Here is a 19,168-nt window from a genome sequence, read left to right as displayed (position 1 = left end):
CTAGTAGACCCGCCGGGGAAGCCCGACTGAGTCGCACATCACATCTATGACATCGGCACCGACGCCGAGGCCACTGAACAGCCTGATCTGCTCGACTGCCTGGTACAGGAGCATCTCCAAGCCCGGGACCACAGCTCCACCGCGCCGCTGCCATTCTTCGGCGAGCCGGCTGGGCCATGGGTCATAGGCGACGTCCAGCAGCACTCCGGCGCCTCCCCCGGTGCCCGTTGCCGCCAGTGCGTCGGCGATGCCGTCGGCCGCCCGGGGCGGCAGGGTGGAAATCACCAGCCCCGCCCCGGCGATGCCTGCCGCGGCAGCTTCCATGGGAAGCAGCTCGATGGCCAGCCCGACGGCGTCGGCGGCCTTGACCGCTTCACCCGCCCGCCCGGCGTCGCGCACGTACACCCGGGCAGTGTCGCAGCCGAGCTCGCGGAGCGCCGCGATCGCCGCGGCGGACGTCCCGCCGCCGCCGAGCACGGCAGCGCCGGGCCGCTCGGCGACGCCCGCATACCGGACCGCGTGGACAATCCCGGCGACGTCGGTGTTGTAGCCGACCCGGCGGGGAACCCCGCCATCGTCCTCGAACGCCACGGTGTTGATCACGCCAAGGTGCGCACCGGCTCCCCGCACTTCGTGCACCTCCGCGACCATCGCCGTCTTCAGCGGCATGGTCACGGACAGGCCGCACCATTCCGGCTGACCGGCGACGCCTGCCATGAATTCCGGCAGCTGCTCGGCGGTCACGTCGATCGCCGTGTAGCTGATGTCCGCGCCGAGCTGCGCGTAGGCGGCACGGTGCAGGGCCGGCGACTTGGAGTGGCCGATGGGGTGCCCAAGCACGGCGGCACGGCGGCTCATACGCAACGTCCCGGGTTGGCGGTGCACCACGCGGTGTACTGGGCGACGTACTTGTTGTGCTCGGCCAGCGTGCTGGAGAACTTCGTTTCCTTCGTGTCCAGGTTGATGGTCACCCAATAGAGGTAGTTGTTCGCTGCGGGCTTGGCTGCGGCGTCAATGGCCGTCTTCCCCGGGGAACCGATGGGGCCTACCGGGAGTCCGGGAATCGCATAGGTGTTGTACGGGTTGCCCTTGTCCGCCTTCTGCTCGTCCGTCAGGTGGAAGGTCTTGGTGCCCAGGCCGTAGGTGACCGTGGCATCGGACTGGATCAGGCCGTTCGTTTCCTTGTTGCTCGGCTTGAGCCTGTTGTAGATGGCCCCGGCGACGTTCCGGTAATCGGCCTGGCCGCCCTCGGCCTGTACGATGCTTGCCACGATGATGGCCTGGTACTGCTTGGTCGGGTCGGTGATCCCCTGCGCCTTGAGCTCGTCCATGGTTCCGGTGACGAGCTTCTGCAGGATGTCCTTGGCACTGGTGCCCAGCGGGAAGCGGTACTCGCCCGGAGCCAGGAAGCCTTCAAGGTTCTTTGCCTTCGCAGGCACGCCGAACTGCGCCGGACTGTCGCTCAGCGCCTTCAGCTGGTCCAGGGGTATCCCCGAGCCCTGCGAGATGGCGTCAAGGGACTCGCCGATACGCAGGCCGGCGTTCAGGGCGAAGTAGATGACTTTCCCCGCGTCGCTCTTGATCAGGACCGCCACGGCGTCCGCGTTCTTCATTTCCTTGCGGAAGGTGAAATCGCCGGGCGACAGCTCGCCGCCGGACGCCGAGAACGCCTGGAGGAACGTGGCGGAGTCAGCGACGATTCCTTCACTCTGCAATTGGTCCGCAACCTGCTTCGGCCCGGCGCCGGGCATCACCGTGACGGACACCGATCCGGTTCCAGGTCCGGGATAGTCCGTCACTTTGTCCATGCCGAGCAAGGGCTTGAGGAACTGGGCGCCAAGCGCCACGGCGGCGACAAACACCGCGAAAGTCAGGAACAAAGCCAGGCCCCGACGGCGGCGGCGGACCTTCTTGGAAGGCTTGGATTCGGGCTCAACGGCGGCCAGCACAGGGTGCGGCTCGTGGCCGTCATGGTGGTCTTCCGCGTGGAAGTCCGTGTACCCGTGGTGGGAAGCGGCGTCGTGCTGGTGAGCCTCGTCGTCATGGCCGTGATGCGGGTCCTGGTAGGCGTACGCCGGTTCCCCGGGATGGAGTCCGTGGGCCTCGTGGCCGTCATAGGCGGAGTGGTCCCGGCCGGCAGGTTCTCCGGAAGCGCCGTGGTGCGGGTGGGGTTCCGCGTACACGGCAGGAACGTGATCCTCGACGGCTTCCTCGGACACCGCAGTCAGGGGCGGCTCAACAGGCTGGGCGGGCACCACCGGCACTGCATCAACGTCAGGCGCCGATGCGGCAGGCCCGGCGTGAACGACGGGTGCGATGTCCGTTGCGGGTTGGGGCTGCCCGTCGGGAAGAAGCGGCGCTGTATGCGCCCCATGGGCTGCGTGGTCCGGGCGTCCGGCACCCTCCGCAGGGTCCGCAACATCCTGGCCGCCAAAGGGGCCGCCGAAGCCCGGGGTGTCGGGGACTTCGGGGGCAGGGGCGTCGGAAACAGCCGGCACCGGCGCTGGGAGGGGAACCAGCAACTGCTGTTGCGTTTCCAGATAGCGCTCCCTGGCTCGCAGTTCGCGGCGCGTCAGGGGGCGTCCGGCGGGCTCGGGTGTTTCACCGGAGGGGTCATGATTGACCGGGCTCACGATTGCCTTCCGCTCGTTGGGAATCTGTCTCAGTTGCTGGACCGGACCCGTCCGCGGCGGCTCCCCCGGCCTGAGCGGACTCCTGGACCGGAACGGGCGCTGGCACGCGCCTGCCGACATCCTGGCCCCTGGATTTCTGCATCTCGATGGCGTGCTGCAGGATTCCAGCCGCAGCAAGCTGATCCACCACTTTACGGTGTTCCTTGCTGCTCAATCCAGCGTCGCGAAGGTTCCGATGGGCCGAAACCGTGCTGAGTCGTTCGTCGATCAGGTGGACGGGCACCTCCAATCCCGCCTGCCTGAGGGCCTCCGCAAGCAACTGCGCATACTCGGTGGCCATGCGGGCAGACGGACCTTCCTGGCCTTTCAGGGTCCGGGGAAGCCCGACAAAAACCTGCACGGCACCTCGTTCGCTTGCCTGCCTGACGATGACACCGACGTCGGAATTCTTCTTCGCATCGCGCTTCAGCGTCCTGATCGGGCTGGCGAGGATGCCGTCCGGGTCGCAGGCCGCAAGCCCGACCCGGACGGTTCCGACGTCGACCCCCAGTTTGACGCCCCGGGGGTAAGCACTGTTATCCGGCATGGAGTCCGGGATCACCGCGCGGTAATCGCGTCCACGACGGCGGCGAGGGCGGGCCCGATCTTGGCGGCGTCGGTGCCACCGCCCTGGGCGACGTCGTCCTTGCCGCCACCGCCGCCGCCAAGGATGCCGGCGGCCAGGCGCACGAGCGCACCGGCCTTCACGCCGGCGCCGCGTGCGGCTTCGTTGGTGGCCACGATGATGACCGGGCGGTCGTTGCTGACACCGGCCACCGCGACGGTGGAAGGTTCCGAGCCGAGCCGGTTGCGCAGGTCCATGGCAAGGGCGCGGAGGTCGTCCGCTCCCCCGACCTGGCCGGCGTCGTGCGCGATGACACGCACGCCCGCTGCGTCCCGGGCGCCGGCGAGCAGGTTGGCGGCCTGCGCGGCGAGCTGCTCCTTGCGGAGGCGGTCGAGTTCCTTCTCGGTGGCCTTGAGCTTGTTCAGGGTCGCGGAGATGCGGTCGGCGAGCTGGCCGGACGGAACCTTGAGCATTTCGGTCAGCTCGGTGACGAGGGCACGCTCAGCAGCCAGGTGGCGGAAAGCGTCGAGGCCGACGAAGGCCTCCACGCGGCGGTTTCCGGATCCCACGGACTGCTCGCCCAGCAGCGAGAGGCTGCCGATCAGCGAGGTGTTCGCCACGTGGGTGCCGCCGCAGAGCTCGCGGGACCACGCGCCGTCGATCTCGACAACACGCACTTCGCTGCCGTAGTTCTCGCCGAACAGGGCCATGGCGCCGAGCGCCTTGGCCTCAGCGAGGCCCATGACCTTGGTGTCCACGCTGAAGTTGTTGCGGATCGCAATGTTCGCGACTTCTTCAATCTCGGACTTCGTGGCGGGGCTGAGGCCCTCGCCCCAGGCGAAGTCGAAGCGCAGGTAGCCGGCCTTGTTGAAGGAGCCGCGCTGGGTGGCTTCCGGGCCGAGGATCTGGTGCAGGGCGGCGTGCACGATGTGCGTGCCCGTGTGCGCCTGCTCGGCAGCGTGGCGGCGTTCGCGATCGACGGCGGCGCGCACCAGCGACGCTTCGGCGATCTCGCCTTCGCGGACAATCGCCTTGTGCACGCTCAGCCCCTTGACCGGGCGCTGCACATCGAGGACCTCGACCACGAAGCCGTCGCCGGTGATGAGGCCCTGGTCCGCGGACTGGCCGCCGGCTTCGGCGTAGAACGGTGTCTCGGCGAGGACGAGTTCGATCTCATCACCTGTGGAGGCGTGGCTGAGGCGCTTGCCGCCGCTGACGATGCCGCGGACGCGGGACTCGCTTTCCAGTTCGCCGTAGCCGGTGAAGACGGTGGCGCCCTCGGCCAGGAGTTCCTGGAATACAGCGACGTCGGCGTGGCCGCCCTTCTTGGCCTTGGCGTCGGCCTGGGCGCGCTGGCGCTGTTCGAGCATGAGGCTGCGGAAGCCGGCTTCGTCGACCTTGAGCCCGGCCTCTTCGGCCATTTCGAGGGTGAGGTCGATCGGGAAGCCGTAGGTGTCGTGCAGGGTGAAGGCGTCCTCACCGGAGAGCGGGGTGCCGGCGGCCTTGGAGGCCACGACGGCCTCTTCGAGGCGGGCGGTGCCGGATGCGATGGTGCGCAGGAAGGCCTTTTCCTCGGCGTAGGCGATGCGGCTGATGCGGTCGAAGTCGGTCTCCACCACCGGGTAGACGCCCTTCATGGCGTCACGGGAGGCGGGCAGGAGATCGGGCAGGCAGGCCTTTTCGACGCCAAGGAGGCGCATGGCGCGGACAGCACGGCGGATGAGGCGGCGCAGAACGTAGCCGCGGCCTTCGTTGGAGGGGACCACGCCGTCGGAGATCAGCATGAGGGCCGAACGGATGTGGTCGGCCACGACGCGCATGCGGACATCGTCGGCGTGGTGCGGGTCGTCGTCGGACTCGGCGGAGGTGTATTCCTTGCCGGAGAGTTCGGCGGCCTTGTCGATGACCGGGCGGACCTGGTCGGTCTCGTACATGTTCTCGACGCCCTGCAGGATCATGGCGAGGCGTTCCATGCCGAGGCCGGTGTCGATGTTCTTCTTGGGCAGTTCACCCACGATATCGAAGTCCACCTTGGAGCGCACGTTCTCGATCTGGTACTGCATGAACACGAGGTTCCAGATTTCGATGTAGCGGGTTTCGTCCGCGAGGGGACCGCCTTCGACGCCGTAGGCAGGTCCGCGGTCGTAGTAGATCTCGGAACAGGGGCCTGCGGGGCCCGGCTGGCCGGTGGACCAGTAGTTGTCGGCCTTGCCCATGCGCTGGATGCGCTCGGCGGGGATGCTTGTGTTCTTCAGCCACAGCTCCTTGGCCTCGTCGTCCTCCTCGTAGACCGTCACCCAGAGCCGCTCGGCAGGCAGGCCGTAGCCGCCGTCGTCAACGCTCTTGGTGAGCAGCTCGAAAGCGAACTTGATGGCGTCTTCCTTGAAGTAGTCGCCGAAGGAGAAGTTGCCGCACATCTGGAAGAAGGTGCCGTGGCGGGCGGTCTTACCCACTTCTTCGATGTCGCCCGTGCGGATGCACTTCTGGACGCTGGTGGCGCGGGTGAAGGGGGGCTCTTCGCGCGCAGTCAGGTACGGGATGAAAGGAACCATGCCGGCCACGGTGAAAAGCAGCGAGGGGTCGCTGGACACAAGCGACGCCGAAGGAACAGCGGTGTGGCCCTTGCTGACAAAAAAGTCCACCCAGCGCTTGGTGATCTCCTGCGACTTCATTAGCTGATTACTTACCCTTCTGAAACCTGACTCAATGCGCGGGCGGCAGACGCCGTTCCCGCAGCTTCCAATTCTGCCCTGTTGTTGGCGGTAGGGCGAACCGCGGCGGCTAGTGGCGGGCGGCGCCGTCGTCATCCAGGCCCAGCGCGGCCCGGAGTTCGCTCTCCCGTTCGCCCATTCCTGCCCGCACGGCATCCGCGAAGTCGTAAATGCCATCGGCCAGCCTGCCCACAGCCCGGTTGAGGCCTTCGGCGCCGAGGCCGTTCTTCGCTTCACTGATCTTGCGGAACGCGATCACGCCGATCGCGACACCGATTCCCATCCAGACGATTCTTTTCACGGTTTTCCTGACTTACGGGTCCTGGTTGGTGGGGTTCAGCGGCTGCGGCGGCCGGACGAGGGCTTGCGGCGGGCGGTGAACGCGGAGCGGACGCCGTAGCTGAAGGCAGCGACTTTGATCAGCGGGGAGCCAAGAGTGGCCGCGACCAGCGAAGAAAGGGCCGAGATGTTGGCCGAGGCATCCGAAACGTTCGAGGCAATCCCGTCGACCTTCTTCAGCTGCTGGTTGGTGGTGGAAACAGTGGCCGTCACTTCGTCCATCAGCGGAGTGGCACCATCGCTGAGGCTGCGGATGGAGGTGCGGACTTCGTCGAAGACCCGCCCGAGCTTGAGGATCGGCACTGCCAGCAGGAGGACAAGGAGTGCGAAAACCCCGGCTGCGATCAGTCCTGCGATGTCGCCACCGGTCATGTTCTCTCATCTCCTTGCGTCGCGTGTCTGGCGGGCCGGCCTGCGGAAACACCGGTGGCCGTCCTGCTGTTCTCCCCCAAGTACCTTACATACAAAGAAGCCCGCGGCGCGTGCCACGGGCTTCTTTGTATACGTTCGCTGGAATCTAGCGCGCGTAGAATTCGACGACGAGCTGCTCTTCGCAGGTCACGGGGACCTCGGAGCGCTTCGGGCGACGGACCAGGCGTGCCTGGAGGGCGTCAAGCTTGACGTCCAGGTAGGCCGGGACGGTCGGCAGAACATCGCGGTGCGCACCTGCTGCAGCAACCTGGAACGGGGCCATGGTTTCGCTGCGGCTGTGGACGTGGACGAGCTGGCCTTCGGAAACGCGGAACGACGGGCGGTCCACGCGGACGCCGTCAACCAGGATGTGGCGGTGCACAACCAGCTGGCGGGCCTGGGCGATGGTACGGGCGAAACCGGCGCGCAGCACGAGGGCGTCGAGACGCATTTCGAGCAGTTCGATCAGGTTTTCACCGGTCAGGCCCTTGGTGCGGCGTGCTTCTTCGAAGGCACGGGTCATCTGGGCTTCGCGGATGCCGTACTGGGCGCGCAGACGCTGCTTCTCGCGCAGACGAACGGCGTAGTCGGAGTCCTGCTTCTTGCGGGCACGACCGTGTTCACCGGGGCCGTACGGACGGCGCTCCATGTACTTGGCGGCCTTGGGAGTCAGGGCGATGCCGAGCGAACGCGAAAGGCGTGCGGTACGGCGAGCACGAGTGTTGTTAGCCACTTGTGTCCTTCCAAAATACTGCGGTGTGTTGATGTAACTGGCCTCCAGGTGGGAGAGCATCGGCCAACCGCTGCCTTTTGCTACTGCCCCGCGGCACAGCACCGTCAAAGGAACCTTCGAAGATGATTGTGCCCGGACCATGCCAGACAAGCATCAATCCTAGCATCCCGCGGCAAGAGCGGCCGCCGGACGTGCGGGTTCTCGGCGCAGCCGCCCGTCCCGGCACCGCCCTCCCCGCGGCTACTTTCCCCGGACGATCTTCCGCAGCCTCTCGAGCCGGGGCGCGATCTCCCGCTCGGCACCGTTCGCGGTGGGGTTGTAGTAGTCCTTGCCCACCAGATCGTCCGGCGGGTATTGCTGCGTGGCCACACCATGCGGGGCGTCGTGGGCGTATTTGTAGCCCTGCCCGTGGCCCAGGCCCTTGGCGCCCTGATAGTGGGCGTCGCGCAAGTGCATCGGGATTCCGCTGCCCAGCCCGGCCCGGACGTCGGCGATTGCCGCGTTGATGCCCATGTAGGCAGCGTTTGACTTGGGCGCGGTGGCGAGGTGGACCACTGCCTCCGCGAGGATGATCCGGCCCTCGGGCATTCCGATGAGCTGGACGGCCTGGGCGGCGGCGACCGCCGTCTGCAGGGCCGTCGGGTCCGCCATGCCGATGTCTTCGGACGCAGAGATCACGATGCGGCGGGCGATGAAGCGCGGGTCCTCCCCGGCCTCCAGCATCCGCGCCAGGTAGTGCAGGGCGGCGTCGACGTCCGAGCCCCTGATGGACTTGATGAACGCGCTGGCCACGTCGTAGTGCTGGTCCCCGGCCCGGTCATACCGCACGGCCGCGGAATCCAGCGCGCGCTCGGTGTGCCGGAGTTCGACGAGCAGCGCGGAATCCGCGCCGGCACCCGCGGGGCTGCCGCCGTCGTCATCCTTCTCCGCACTGCCCTGCCCCGGGTGGTCGTGCCGGTCACCGAAGGCGACGCCCGCCGCCGCTTCCAGCGCGGTCAGTGCACGTCGGGCATCCCCGGCCGAGAGCCGGACGAGGTGTTCCAGCGCGTCGGGGCTGAGTTCCACAGTGCCACCGAGGCCGCGCGGATCACTGACGGCGCGCAGCAGCAGTCCTTCGATGTCCTGGTCGGTGAGCGGCTTCAGGGTCAGCAGCAGCGACCGCGACAGCAGCGGAGACACCACGGAGAACGAGGGGTTTTCGGTGGTGGCCGCCACCAGCACCACCCAGCGGTTCTCGACGCCGGGCAGCAGCGCATCCTGCTGCGCTTTGTTGAAGCGGTGGATCTCGTCGAGGAAGAGGACCGTGGTGGTCTTGTACAAGTCCCGCGCGGTCAGGGCCTCGTCCATGACGCGGCGGACGTCCCGGACCCCGGCCGTGATCGCGGAAAGCTCCACGAACTTCCTGCCCGGGCCGCGTGCGATCACATGAGCGAGCGTGGTCTTGCCGGTGCCGGGAGGACCCCAGAGCAGCACGGAGCTGGGACCGGCCGGGCCTGCAGCCTCGGCTCCTGCGGCAAGCTGGCGCAGCGGTGAGCCCTGGCCCAGCAGGTGCTGCTGGCCGACCACCTCGTCAAGGTTCTTCGGGCGCATCCGGACGGCCAGCGGCGGGGCCTGCCTGCCGTTGTCGCCGGTGTCCTGGTCCGTGTAGCGGCTGCCGGTTTCGTCCATGCCGTCGGCGCCTGAACCAAAGAGATCTTCCACACGGACTAGGCTACTCATGGATTCCGGCGAAGGAGGCATCGCGATGGACAGCGCCCGGTCCAAGGCGGCACGATCCCGGACCGCGATCGTTCCCGCGGCCAGGCTCGCTGGCTGGGTGGAGCGCTTCGCCGCCGGCCATGGCAGCGTCCGGGAGGAACCGGACGACGGCGGGCTGTTGTTGCGGGCAGCCGACGGCGCCACGGCCCTGCTGCAGGGGCCGTGGCCCGACGACGGGCGTCCCGGACGCGGCGCCGACGGCGTGCAGCGGCTGATTTCACTGGCGTCCCAGGAGCGGAAAACCGGCCTCGTCCTGGTGCGGCGCGGCGGATTCGCAGTGGGCGTTGCCAGCGGAGGGAAGCTGCTCGCGTCCAAGACCGGCAGCCGCTACGTGCAGTCCCGTTCCTCGGCCGGGGGCAGTTCGCAGCAGCGCTTTGCACGACGCCGGGAGAACCAGGCGAATGCGCTCACGGCGGCAGTGGCACAGCATGCGGCCGGGCTCTTCGCGGGGCAGGGCGTGGAATACCTCGTCCCGGGTGGGGACGCCGCACTGGCCGCGGCTGCCCTTGCCGACCCGGCCATGAGGGAATATTACGGCCGGACCCGGCTGCCGTTCCTGGCTGTTGCGGACCCCAACGCGGGCGTCCTCCGCAAAGCTGCCGCTGATGCCTGCTCCATCCGGGTCGAGGTCACGGACCCCGCGTAGGCCCGCCGGCGTTCACACGCCGGAGGAGGATTACCATTGAGCGGGCATCGACGCGAGGAGGAACGGTGGCCAACTCCACATCGGGCGAATCGATCATCGGCCGCTTCGTGAGAATCGTGAGCGCCTTCGATGACCGCCACCCTGCCATGAGCGTTGCCGAGCTGGGGCGCCGGACCGGCCTGCCGGTCACCACCACGTACCGGATCGTGAAGGACCTCCTGTTCGAGCGGCTGCTGGAACGGGAACCGGGCGGGGAGATCCGTCTGGGCACCAGGATGTGGGAGCTTGCCTCCCGAGGTTCCCGGACGCTGGGCCTGCGCGAGGCGGCCCTGCCTTTCATGGAGGACGTCCAGGCCGTGGTGCAGCATTCCACCACCTTGGGCATCCTGGATTCGGATGAGGTCCTGTACATCGAGCGGCTCGCCTCGGACAGGACCATCGTGGACATCACCAAGATCGCCGGGCGGCTGCCGGTCCACGCGACGTCGTCGGGCCTGGTGCTGTTGGCGCACTCCCCCGCGTCCTACCAGGATTCGTTCCTGGCCCGCCCGCTGACGAAGTTCACCGAGACAACCCTGACCGAGCCGGCCGCCCTCCGCCGCCACCTGGCGGAGATCCGGCAGCGCGGTTTCGCCGCCATGCCCGGAGTGATCGTGCCGGAGTCCAGCGGCATTGCCGTCCCGGTGTTCGGCCAGGACAACACTGTCGTTGCGGCGCTCAGCGTGGTAGTGCCGCGCCATGAGGAAAACGCCTCCGCCCGGGTGCCCGTCCTCCTGGCCGCCGCGCGTGGAATCTCCCGCGCCCTGGGCTGGCGGGGCGAGCTGAAGGGCACGCTCCGGCAAAGTCACTGACCACGACCGCTGAAAAGCTGCTCTTACCGTTCATCGGTAATCGTGTGGCTGCCGTCACAGCTCCCCTGCCACGCTTGCCGGGACGCAGCAACGACGCTGCAGGAGCACAAGGAGCACCACCACATGAAACCGATTCAGAACCGGGTGGCAGGTAAGACCGCCATTGTCACCGGCGGGCGGGGCGATCTGGGCGGCGCCACGGCCGCCCTCCTGGCCGAGCACGGCGCGAAGGTTGCCAGCCTGGACGTCGCGGGCATCCCCGCCGCCGCCTCCCATGAAAACATCAGCCAGTTCGACGTCGATGTCACCAGCGAGGCCAGCGTCGCTGAGGCCGTCCGGCAGGTCCGCGACGAACTGGGCACACCTGACATCCTGGTCAACGCTGCCGGCATCATCGGCCCGGCGGGAGCTTCGCATACCGCGTCGACGGCGGACTTCGAGCTGATCTTCGACGTCAACGTCAAAGGCGTCTGGCTGATGACCAAGCATGTGGTCCCCGGCATGATCGAAAAGGGCGCCGGGAGCATCATCAACTTCTCCTCAATCCACGGCATCACCGGCGGCCGGAACGTGCCTCTCTACCACGCCACCAAAGGAGCCGTGAGGCTGCTCAGCAAGTCGGACGCGGCGGCCTACGGCGGCTACGGGATCCGGGTGAACTCCATCCATCCCGGGTCGATGAACACCCGGATGAGCCGCCGCTCGGCCGAACAATCGGACATCGGCCCCGAGGCCTACTACAAGCAACTGGTCGGTTCCAACCCGCTGCCGCGCCAGGGTGAACCAGACGAGGTCGCCTACGGCGTTCTCTACCTCGCTTCCGAGGAATCGCGCTTCACCACCGGCTCGGAGCTGGTCATCGACGGCGGCTACACCGCCGTCTGACGGCCCGGCCGTCCCTTTCCCGTGCCACAGCGGCACCCCACATCCTCTTGAAAGGCAACATCCATGAAATTCGTCAACGGCAACCCCGCGGACACGTACGACGTCGTGGTCGTCGGTTCCGGCGCAGGCGCACTCACTGCGGCGGCCACCGCTGCCCGGGCCGGCAAGTCCGTCGTCGTCCTCGAAAAGAGCCACCTGCTCGGCGGAACCTCCGCCGTGTCCGGCGGCATGCTGTGGGTGGCGGACAACCATCACGCCAGGAAAGCCGGAATCACGGATTCCAAGGAGGCAGCCGCGGAGTATGTACGTGCCGTGGCGCGGGGCAGGGGCCGCGAGGAACTGATGGACGCCGCCCTGGCCTATGGGGACCGGATGCTTCGATTCGTCGAGGACGAATGCGGTGTCCGGTTCATCTTCCTCGACAACTTCCCCGATTACCGGCAGGACCTGCCGGGCGCCCTGGCGGGCGGGCGCACGGTGGAACCCGAACTGTTCAACAGCACCGAAGCCCTCGGCCGCCTGCGGGACCATGTCCGCAGCGACGGCCGCGCCCCGTTCACCATGCAGGAATACGAGGAGTGGGGAGCCTTCACCAAGTTCCCGTGGGATGAACTGGCCCGCCGTCAGGACGGCGGCCTTGTAGCCAAGGGCCAGGCCCTCGTTTCCATGCTGCTCGCCAGCCTGGTCCGCGACGGCGCCGCGCTGGCCACAGAGGCACGCGGGCACCGCCTGCTCACCGACGGCGGCCGGGTGACCGGCGTCGAACTGGAGACCGGCGAAACCTTCCATGCCCGCGATGGCGTAGTACTGGCCACGGGCGGCTTCGAATGGGACAAGGCCCTGGCCGACTCGATGCTCGCGTCCCGGCTCTACACCATGTGCTCGCCGCCATCGAACACCGGCGACGGGCTGCGGATGTCCCAGCGCATCGGCGGCCAGACCCGCGGCACGCGCGAAGCCTGGTGGGCACCGATGTCCATCACCGGCGACACCCGGGATGGAGAGCCGGTGGGTACGCTGCTCCGCTTCGAACGGCAAGGCCCGGGTTCCATCATGGTGAACCGCCATGGCCGCCGCTTCGCCAACGAGTCCCAGAACTACAACGACCTCGCCCGCAGCCTGCAGTCCTGGGATTCCGCCGCCAACCGCACCCTGAACACGCCGGCGCACGTCATCGTGGACCACGGCTACCTGGAGCGCTATGGCATCCTGTCCCACCGCGCGGGCCAGCCGACGCCGGACTACCTGATCGAGGCGCCCACCTTGGCTGAACTCGCGGCGAAAATCAATGTTCCGGCGGAAAACCTGGAAGCCACCGTGGCCCGCTTCAACGAATTCGCGGCCAGGGGCGAGGACCCCGATTTCGGCCGCGGCGAGAGCGCCTACGACAAGTACTGGGGCGACGCCGACAGCCCCTGGCCGAATCCCTCGCTGGGTCCGCTCGAGTCCGGGCCGTTCTACGCCCTCGAAGTGGTGAACGGCGCCTTCGGCACCAACGGCGGCGTGGTCACGGACGGCCGGGCCCGCGTGCTCGACGTCGACGACCGCCCGATCCCCGGCCTGTTCGCCGCGGGAAACACCACAGAGAACGCCTACGCCGCCGGTTACCCGGGTGCCGGTGCCACCCTCGGACCGATCATGACCATGGGCTACCTCGCCGGCTGCACGCTGGCCGACCGGTCGCCGGACTATATGCCTATCGGCGAAACCGCCGCAGCGCAGCCGACCACGCATCTCGTGGGCGCCTGATGATCCGCCACACCGTCCTCTTCCAGTTCACCTCGGATTTCCCGCCCGCCGAGCGGCAGGCCTGGATTGACGGCCTCAACAATATGGCCGGGAAGATTCCCGGCATGTTCAACCTCAGCCACGGCCCCGATGTCCTCGGGACGGAGCGTTCCTTCGACTACGCCATCGTGGCCGACTTCGAAACGGTTGAAGACATCGCGGTGTACAACACACATCCGCTCCACGAGCCGCTGAAAGCGTACTCGTTCCCCAACAGCCGGCAGATCCTCGCGGTGGACTTCCACCTTCCGGATGCGGCGCCGGCGCCGCTTGAGACAGCGCAGTCCTGAGGAGATTCCCGTGACCACAACCCCTCCACCGCAGTTCCCGATGCAGCTTCCCCGCAAGACTCCCCGGAAGGCGGCCCTGGCGTCCTTCCTCGGCAGCACGCTGGAGTACTACGACTTCTTCATCTACGGCACCGCCGCCGCCCTCGTGTTCCCGCATCTGTTCTTTCCGTCGGCAGACCCGGCGATCGGGCTGATCGGGGCTTTCGCTACCTTCGGTGTCGCGTACGTGGCCAGGCCCTTTGGCGGGCTGGTGATGGGCCACTTCGGCGACAAGCTGGGACGCAAGAAGATCCTGCTTCTGACATTGGGCATCATGGGCCTGGCCTCGCTGGGCATCGGCTTCCTGCCCACCTATGAGCAGTTGGGGGTCTGGGCACCCATTCTCCTGGTGGCGGGCCGGCTGGCGCAGGGCTTTTCCGCCGGTGCGGAATCGGCCGGTGCTTCCACGCTGACGCTCGAACACTCGCCCGAGGGCAGGCGTGGGTTTTTCACCAGCTTTGTGATGACCGGGTACGCCTCCGGCATGGTGCTGGCCACGCTCGTGTTCATCCCGGTTACCGCCCTGCCCCGGGACGCGATGATGGACTGGGGCTGGCGCGTCCCCTTCTGGCTGTCCATCGTGGTGTTGGCCATCGCCTACTGGGTGCGCACACACCTGGAGGAAACACCGGTCTTCGAGGAAGCCCAGGAACGCCGCCAGGTTGCTCCGCTACCCATCAGGGATGTCCTCCGTTTCCAGGCCCCGGATGTGCTGCGGGTGGCGGGAATGTCCATCATGTCCGTGATGCAGACCATCTTCACGGTCTTCGGACTCGCCTACGCCAGTTCCTCCGCGGGCTTCGACCGGGCATCCATCCTGACGGTCAACGCCGTCGCCATCGGGTTGTCCATGTTCGCCATGCCGCTGGCAGCGAAGCTTTCTGACAGGATCGGCCGGCGTCCCCTGCTGCTGACCGCCGCGATCGGATGTTCCATCACGATCTTCCTGTATTTCCTCGCACTCGCAAGCGGCAACCTCGTCCTGGTCTTCCTCGCCGCCTTCCTGAACATGACCGTGTTGTACTCCGCTTTCAACGGAGTCTGGCCTGCATTCTTCGCCGAACAGTTCGCGGCGCCGGTGCGGTACACGGGCATGGCACTTGGCAACCAGTTCGGCCTGGTCCTCGCCGGGTTTGGCCCGATGATCGCCGGAATGCTGCTCGCTCCCGGGATCTGGGGCTGGATCCCGGTGGCCGTCTTCGGCACCGTCTGCATGCTCATCGCGGCAGGGGCCACCTTCTTCTCGCGTGAAACTGCCGGGACGCCCATCGAGCGCCTTGGCGCACCATACCTGGCGGGCACCGGCCGGCGTCAGCAGGCGGAGGCACAACGGCCGGTCCCCCAGAACCGCTGAGCCCGATTGCCTTGCGGCGCTCCCGGCGTCGTGCCGGCGAAGCCAGCGGCCTTCAGAAGCCCCGTCTCAGCGGCCCGCCCGGTTGTCAGCAGCCCGACAGCGCCCGCTGCAACGGCGCCTGGCGGTACAGGTACCGTCCGCGCTCGACGAACCCGGCTCCGGCATACAGGGACTGCGCCGCGGTGTTGCCGGCGGTCACCATGAGCCAGAAGTCCGCTGCGCCATTGTCGACGCCGGCCGAAAGCAGAGCGTCCAGGATGCGCCGCGCGTACCGTTGGCGCCGGTGTTCCGGGCCGGTCGCCATGCAGTAGATCCCGCCCCAGCCACCCGGGATATCCGCCCGTAAAGCACCCGGCGGCAGGGCGAGGCGTCCGACGGCGGCGGGCACGCCGTCGTCGGCCCTCAGCAGGGCATACAAGGAGGGACAGCCAGCGAGGATGCCGCGGGCGATTTCCAGTTCCGTGTCACCGCCGCGGCCGTCCACCGTCCACCAAAGCCTGAGCCATTCCTCCGAGGGTGTGTCGGAGATCTCGACGCCGGGCACGGCCCCGGGCGGGATGCCTTCCGCTCCGCGGGTCATGATGAAGGTTTCCGACTGCCGGGTGAAGCCTCCGGCGTCGAGAAGGGCGTTCAGCTCCGCACTGCGCGGATCGTCGAATACCTGGAAGATCAGCGGCAGCCGTCGGCTCCGGTACCAGAGTGTTGCGGCGCGTAGCGCGGCGGCATCCGCAACGGCGGCGCGCGGCCATACGGAATTGGCGCGCTGGGTGACGCCGCCGGCGGAGCGCATCACCCAGCCGGCCACTTCCTCCCGGTCCGGAGCGGGCCAGGCCCGGTCCATGAGCTCTTCGAGCAGCCCTGCTTCAACAGGATTCGCTTCGCCTGCCATCGGCCCTCCCACACTGAGAACTTACGCTGAAAGCCAAAGCTCCCCGCTCCGCGGCTGCGGAACGGGGAGCTTCGGTGGTCACTATTCCGAGGTGGCTGCCGGCTTGGCCTCGGGCTTGAAGTCCACGCCCGCTTCCTTGCGCTGCTGGGCCGTGATCGGCGCAGGCGCGGCGGTCAGCGGGTCGAAGCCGCCACCGGACTTCGGGAAGGCGATGACATCGCGGATCGAGTCGACACCGGCCAGCAGCGAGACAACGCGGTCCCAGCCGAGGGCGATGCCGCCGTGCGGGGGTGCACCGTACTTGAAGCCCTCCAGGAGGAAGCCGAACTTCTCCTGTGCTTCTTCGTGGCTGATGCCCATGACCTTAAAGACACGTTCCTGGATGTCGCCCTGGTGGATACGGATGGACCCGCCGCCGATCTCGTTGCCGTTGCACACGATGTCGTAGGCGTAGGCCAGGGCCGCTTCCGGGTTCTCGTCGAAGTTGTCCAGGAATTCCGGCTTCGGCGAGGTGAACGCGTGGTGCACGGCAGTCCAGGCAGAGTAGCCGAGGGCGACGTCGCCGGAGGCGGTGGCCTGGGCAACGGGTTCGAACATCGGGGCGTCGACGATCCAGACGAAGGCCCAGTCCTTGGGGTCGATCAGGCCGGTGCGGTGGCCGATCTCCACACGGGCCGCACCGAGCAGCGCACGGGACGGGGACGCTTCGCCGGCGGCAAAGAAGATGCAGTCGCCAGGCTTGGCGCCGACGGCATCGGCCAGGCCGGCCCGCTCGGCGTCGGTCAGGTTCTTCGCCACGGGGCCGGCGAGCTCGCCGTCTTCCTTGTACAGCACGTAGGCCAGGCCCTTGGCGCCGCGCTGCTTGGCCCATTCCTGCCAGGCATCCAGCGTGCGGCGGGGCTGCGAAGCGCCACCGGGCATGACGACGGCGCCGACGTAAGGAGCCTTGAAGACACCGAAGTCGGTGTCCTTGAAGAAGTCCGTCAGTTCGGTCAGCTCGAGGCCGAAGCGAAGGTCCGGCTTGTCGGAGCCGTACTTGGCCATCGCGTCCCAGTAGGTCATGCGGCGGATCGGGGTGGGAACCTCGACGTCGATGAGTTTCCAGAGCACCTTGATCAGGGCTTCGCCGAGCTCGATGATGTCGTCCTGCTCAACGAAGCTCGCCTCGATGTCCAGCTGGGTGAACTCGGGCTGGCGGTCCGCACGGAAGTCCTCGTCGCGGTAGCAGCGGGCGATCTGGTAGTACTTCTCGAAGCCGCCTACCTGCAGCAGCTGCTTGAAAAGCTGCGGGGACTGCGGCAGGGCGTACCAGGAACCCGGCGCCAGGCGGGCGGGGACCACGAAGTCGCGGGCGCCTTCCGGCGTCGAGCGCGTCAGGGTGGGGGTTTCGATCTCCACGTATCCCTGCTGGTGCAGCAGTTCGCGGGCCACCCGGTTCGCTTCAGAACGCAGGCGCAGGTTGCGGGCGGGACCCGGCCGGCGCAGGTCCAGGTAACGGTGCTTGAGGCGGGCCTCTTCGCCGACCTCGACGTGCTCGTCGATCTGGAAAGGCAGCGGGTCCGAGGTGTTGAGGATCACGACCTTTTCGGCGATGACCTCGATCTCGCCCGTGGCCAAGGCCGGGTTTTCGTTGCCTTCGGGCCGCTTGTTCACGGTGCCGATGACCTGCAGCACGTATTCGTTGCGGAGCCCGTGGAAGACCTCTTCCTCGCGGACGACCACCTGGGCGACACCGGAAGCGTCCCGGAGGTCGACGAAGGCCACACCACCGTGGTCACGGCGGCGGCCCACCCAGCCTGCCAGGGTAACGGTCTGTCCAATGTGCTCGGAACGCAGCGATCCGAGGTCATGTGTGCGCAGCACAGCATTCCTTTCAGCATGATTTTCGGCCGATCGTGGCTAAACGATCCCGTCTGAGTTTACCCGCCCGGATGCAGCACAGCCGCCACCGGGCTCAGGACCGGGTGGCAGCCAGACGCAGCCGGACCAGCCGGTACACGATCCCAGCGGCGAAGACCGCCGCCCCGGTGAGCAGCGACAACGGCGGAAGGGTCGCCACGAGCAGCACGCACGCCAGCGCCCCCAGCACCTGGAGGGCCTTCGGGTAGCGCCGTTGCCCGGCTTTTTGCGTGAAGGCGGCAAGGTTCGCCACCAGGTAATAGAGCAGCACGCCGAAGGAGGAGAAGCCGATCGCGCCGCGCAGGTCCGCCACCGCGATCACCAGGCAGACGACGACGGCGAGGACCACCTCGGCCCGGTGCGGGACCTTGAAGCGCGGGTGCACCGCGGCCAGCCAAGCGGGCAGTTCAGCGTCCCGGGCCATGGCCAGGGTGGTCCGGCCGATACCGGCGATGAGCGCCAGCAGTGCGCCGAGGGCCGCAAGCGCTGCCGCGAAGGAGACGAGGGGAACAAGCCAGGTCCAAGGACCGGCGGCGACGGCGGCAGCGAGCGGCGTGGCGGTACCGGCGACTCCCTGCGGTCCGAGTGCCGCCAGGATGCCGGTCGCGACAGCGGCATAGACCAGGACGGCGATGCCCAGCGAGATGGTGATTGCCCGGGGAATGGTCCGCTCGGGCCGGATGACTTCCTCACCCATGGTCGCGATCCGGGCGTACCCGGCGAAGGCGAAGAACAACAGACCCGCCGACTGCAGGATCCCGTACCAGCCTCCGGCGAGCAGTCCGCCGTCGAACATCCTGCCAAAACCCGCCCCGGTGGGGGACGCCGCGCCGGCAAGGCAGGCGGCCACGAGCAGCACCAGCACCAGGAGCACGGCGGCCACGATGATCCGCGCCAGCCGGGCGGTCCTGGTGACGCCGCGGTAGTTGACCGCAGCCAGGCACAGTACCGCGGCGATGGCGAGGGGCCGTTCCCAGCCGGCGGGTGCGAGGTACGTGGCGAAGGTGAGGGCCATCGCCGCACTGCTCGCCGTCTTGCCGATGACGAAGCCCCAGCCGGCCAGGAAGCCGGGCCATTCCCCCAGTTGCTTGCGGCCATACAGGTAGGTGCCCCCGGAGGACGGGTATGCGGCGGCAAGCTGGGCCGAGGAGGTGGCGTTGCAATAGGCAACGAACGCGGCGATCAGCAGGCCTACCAACAGTCCGGCACCTGCGGACCGGGCCGCCGGTGTGAAGGCGGCGAACACGCCGGCGCCGATCATCGATCCCAGGCCGATCGTCACGGCGTCGGCGGTGCCGAGGCGCCGGGCGAGTATTCCGCCGGCGTTGCTTGTCATCG

At 67.8% G+C, this 19,168-nt stretch carries 17 protein-coding genes; 6 read left to right on the top strand and 11 right to left on the bottom strand.

Features of this window, described 5'->3' with window-relative positions; translation table 11 throughout:
- The 8 genes from DWV11_RS19510 to DWV11_RS19475 all read right to left on the bottom strand — a co-directional run bounded on the left by DWV11_RS19510 (position 1) and on the right by DWV11_RS19475 (position 9,099).
- The gene (locus DWV11_RS19510) at positions 1-858 is read right to left on the bottom strand and encodes a shikimate dehydrogenase (RefSeq protein WP_115790554.1); all 858 of its coding nucleotides are present in this window, start codon (positions 856-858) and stop codon (positions 1-3) included.
- Positions 855-2,633 carry an endolytic transglycosylase MltG gene (mltG, locus tag DWV11_RS19505; RefSeq protein WP_168404768.1) on the bottom strand — a complete coding sequence of 593 codons (1,779 nt, stop codon included), beginning with the start codon at positions 2,631-2,633 and terminating at the stop codon, positions 855-857. Before mltG ends, DWV11_RS19510 begins: the two co-directional genes overlap by 4 nt.
- Positions 2,614-3,219, bottom strand: a complete 606-nt coding sequence (gene ruvX / locus DWV11_RS19500; protein ID WP_115790620.1) for a Holliday junction resolvase RuvX — start codon at positions 3,217-3,219, stop codon at positions 2,614-2,616. Before ruvX ends, mltG begins: the two co-directional genes overlap by 20 nt.
- Positions 3,220-3,230: 11 nt before the next feature.
- The gene (gene alaS, locus DWV11_RS19495) at positions 3,231-5,909 is read right to left on the bottom strand and encodes an alanine--tRNA ligase (protein WP_115790552.1); all 2,679 of its coding nucleotides are present in this window, start codon (positions 5,907-5,909) and stop codon (positions 3,231-3,233) included.
- Between the two features lie 109 nt (positions 5,910-6,018).
- Positions 6,019-6,249, bottom strand: coding sequence for a DUF6167 family protein (locus tag DWV11_RS19490; protein WP_281269642.1), 231 nt, complete (start codon positions 6,247-6,249; stop codon positions 6,019-6,021).
- Between the two features lie 35 nt (positions 6,250-6,284).
- On the bottom strand, positions 6,285-6,659 hold the full coding sequence (locus DWV11_RS19485; protein WP_115790550.1) for a DUF948 domain-containing protein: 375 nt from the start codon (positions 6,657-6,659) through the stop codon (positions 6,285-6,287).
- A 145-nt stretch (positions 6,660-6,804) separates the two neighbouring features.
- Complete coding sequence (rpsD, locus tag DWV11_RS19480) at positions 6,805-7,431, bottom strand: 30S ribosomal protein S4 (RefSeq protein WP_115790549.1); 627 nt, start codon at positions 7,429-7,431, stop codon at positions 6,805-6,807.
- A 240-nt stretch (positions 7,432-7,671) separates the two neighbouring features.
- A complete protein-coding gene (locus tag DWV11_RS19475) occupies positions 7,672-9,099 on the bottom strand; it encodes a replication-associated recombination protein A (protein ID WP_425452091.1) in 1,428 nt (475 codons plus the stop codon).
- A 76-nt stretch (positions 9,100-9,175) separates the two neighbouring features.
- Here DWV11_RS19475 and DWV11_RS19470 point away from each other — a divergent pair, with 76 nt between their 5' ends.
- The 6 genes from DWV11_RS19470 (at position 9,176) to DWV11_RS19445 (ending at position 15,042) form a co-directional block, all read left to right on the top strand.
- Entirely contained in the window at positions 9,176-9,835 is a 660-nt protein-coding gene (locus tag DWV11_RS19470; protein WP_115790619.1) for an acVLRF1 family peptidyl-tRNA hydrolase, read from the top strand.
- 65 nt (positions 9,836-9,900) lie between these two features.
- Positions 9,901-10,686: an IclR family transcriptional regulator gene (locus tag DWV11_RS19465; RefSeq protein WP_115790547.1), complete on the top strand. Its 786-nt coding sequence runs from the start codon at positions 9,901-9,903 to the stop codon at positions 10,684-10,686.
- A gap of 123 nt (positions 10,687-10,809) precedes the next feature.
- A complete protein-coding gene (locus DWV11_RS19460) occupies positions 10,810-11,571 on the top strand; it encodes an SDR family NAD(P)-dependent oxidoreductase (RefSeq protein ID WP_210725799.1) in 762 nt (253 codons plus the stop codon).
- A 63-nt stretch (positions 11,572-11,634) separates the two neighbouring features.
- A complete protein-coding gene (gene chcC1, locus DWV11_RS19455; RefSeq protein ID WP_115790546.1) occupies positions 11,635-13,320 on the top strand; it encodes a 4-oxocyclohexanecarboxylate 2-dehydrogenase in 1,686 nt (561 codons plus the stop codon).
- The gene (locus tag DWV11_RS19450; RefSeq protein ID WP_115790545.1) at positions 13,320-13,649 is read left to right on the top strand and encodes a Dabb family protein; all 330 of its coding nucleotides are present in this window, start codon (positions 13,320-13,322) and stop codon (positions 13,647-13,649) included. Before chcC1 ends, DWV11_RS19450 begins: the two co-directional genes overlap by 1 nt.
- A 10-nt stretch (positions 13,650-13,659) precedes the next feature.
- Complete coding sequence (locus DWV11_RS19445) at positions 13,660-15,042, top strand: MFS transporter (protein ID WP_245953806.1); 1,383 nt, start codon at positions 13,660-13,662, stop codon at positions 15,040-15,042.
- 85 nt (positions 15,043-15,127) lie between these two features.
- Here DWV11_RS19445 and DWV11_RS19440 read toward each other — a convergent pair whose 3' ends face one another.
- The 3 genes from DWV11_RS19440 to DWV11_RS19430 all read right to left on the bottom strand — a co-directional run bounded on the left by DWV11_RS19440 (position 15,128) and on the right by DWV11_RS19430 (position 19,166).
- Complete coding sequence (locus DWV11_RS19440; RefSeq protein ID WP_115790544.1) at positions 15,128-15,931, bottom strand: GNAT family N-acetyltransferase; 804 nt, start codon at positions 15,929-15,931, stop codon at positions 15,128-15,130.
- 81 nt (positions 15,932-16,012) lie between these two features.
- A complete protein-coding gene (gene aspS / locus DWV11_RS19435) occupies positions 16,013-17,794 on the bottom strand; it encodes an aspartate--tRNA ligase (RefSeq protein ID WP_115790543.1) in 1,782 nt (593 codons plus the stop codon).
- A 91-nt stretch (positions 17,795-17,885) separates the two neighbouring features.
- Positions 17,886-19,166 carry an APC family permease gene (locus tag DWV11_RS19430; RefSeq protein ID WP_115790542.1) on the bottom strand — a complete coding sequence of 427 codons (1,281 nt, stop codon included), beginning with the start codon at positions 19,164-19,166 and terminating at the stop codon, positions 17,886-17,888.
- Positions 19,167-19,168: the final 2 nt, after the last annotated feature.

The organism is Arthrobacter silvisoli (assembly GCF_003369445.1).
Taxonomy (GTDB): domain Bacteria; phylum Actinomycetota; class Actinomycetes; order Actinomycetales; family Micrococcaceae; genus Arthrobacter; species Arthrobacter silvisoli.
Note: the sequence above shows the minus strand (reverse complement) of the source record. Positions and strands in the feature narration are given on the sequence as shown.

Coding starts and splice junctions, on each gene's coding strand:
- DWV11_RS19510 (WP_115790554.1), bottom strand. CDS start 858: ATGAGCCGCCGTGCCGCCGTGCTTGGGCACCCCATCGGCCACTCCAAG.
- DWV11_RS19485 (WP_115790550.1), bottom strand. CDS start 6,659: ATGACCGGTGGCGACATCGCAGGACTGATCGCAGCCGGGGTTTTCGCA.
- alaS (WP_115790552.1), bottom strand. CDS start 5,909: ATGAAGTCGCAGGAGATCACCAAGCGCTGGGTGGACTTTTTTGTCAGC.
- DWV11_RS19475 (WP_425452091.1), bottom strand. CDS start 9,099: ATGGACGAAACCGGCAGCCGCTACACGGACCAGGACACCGGCGACAAC.
- DWV11_RS19440 (WP_115790544.1), bottom strand. CDS start 15,931: ATGGCAGGCGAAGCGAATCCTGTTGAAGCAGGGCTGCTCGAAGAGCTC.
- DWV11_RS19430 (WP_115790542.1), bottom strand. CDS start 19,166: ATGACAAGCAACGCCGGCGGAATACTCGCCCGGCGCCTCGGCACCGCC.
- DWV11_RS19460 (WP_210725799.1), top strand. CDS start 10,810: ATGAAACCGATTCAGAACCGGGTGGCAGGTAAGACCGCCATTGTCACC.
- ruvX (WP_115790620.1), bottom strand. CDS start 3,219: ATGCCGGATAACAGTGCTTACCCCCGGGGCGTCAAACTGGGGGTCGAC.
- chcC1 (WP_115790546.1), top strand. CDS start 11,635: ATGAAATTCGTCAACGGCAACCCCGCGGACACGTACGACGTCGTGGTC.
- DWV11_RS19450 (WP_115790545.1), top strand. CDS start 13,320: ATGATCCGCCACACCGTCCTCTTCCAGTTCACCTCGGATTTCCCGCCC.
- DWV11_RS19470 (WP_115790619.1), top strand. CDS start 9,176: ATGGACAGCGCCCGGTCCAAGGCGGCACGATCCCGGACCGCGATCGTT.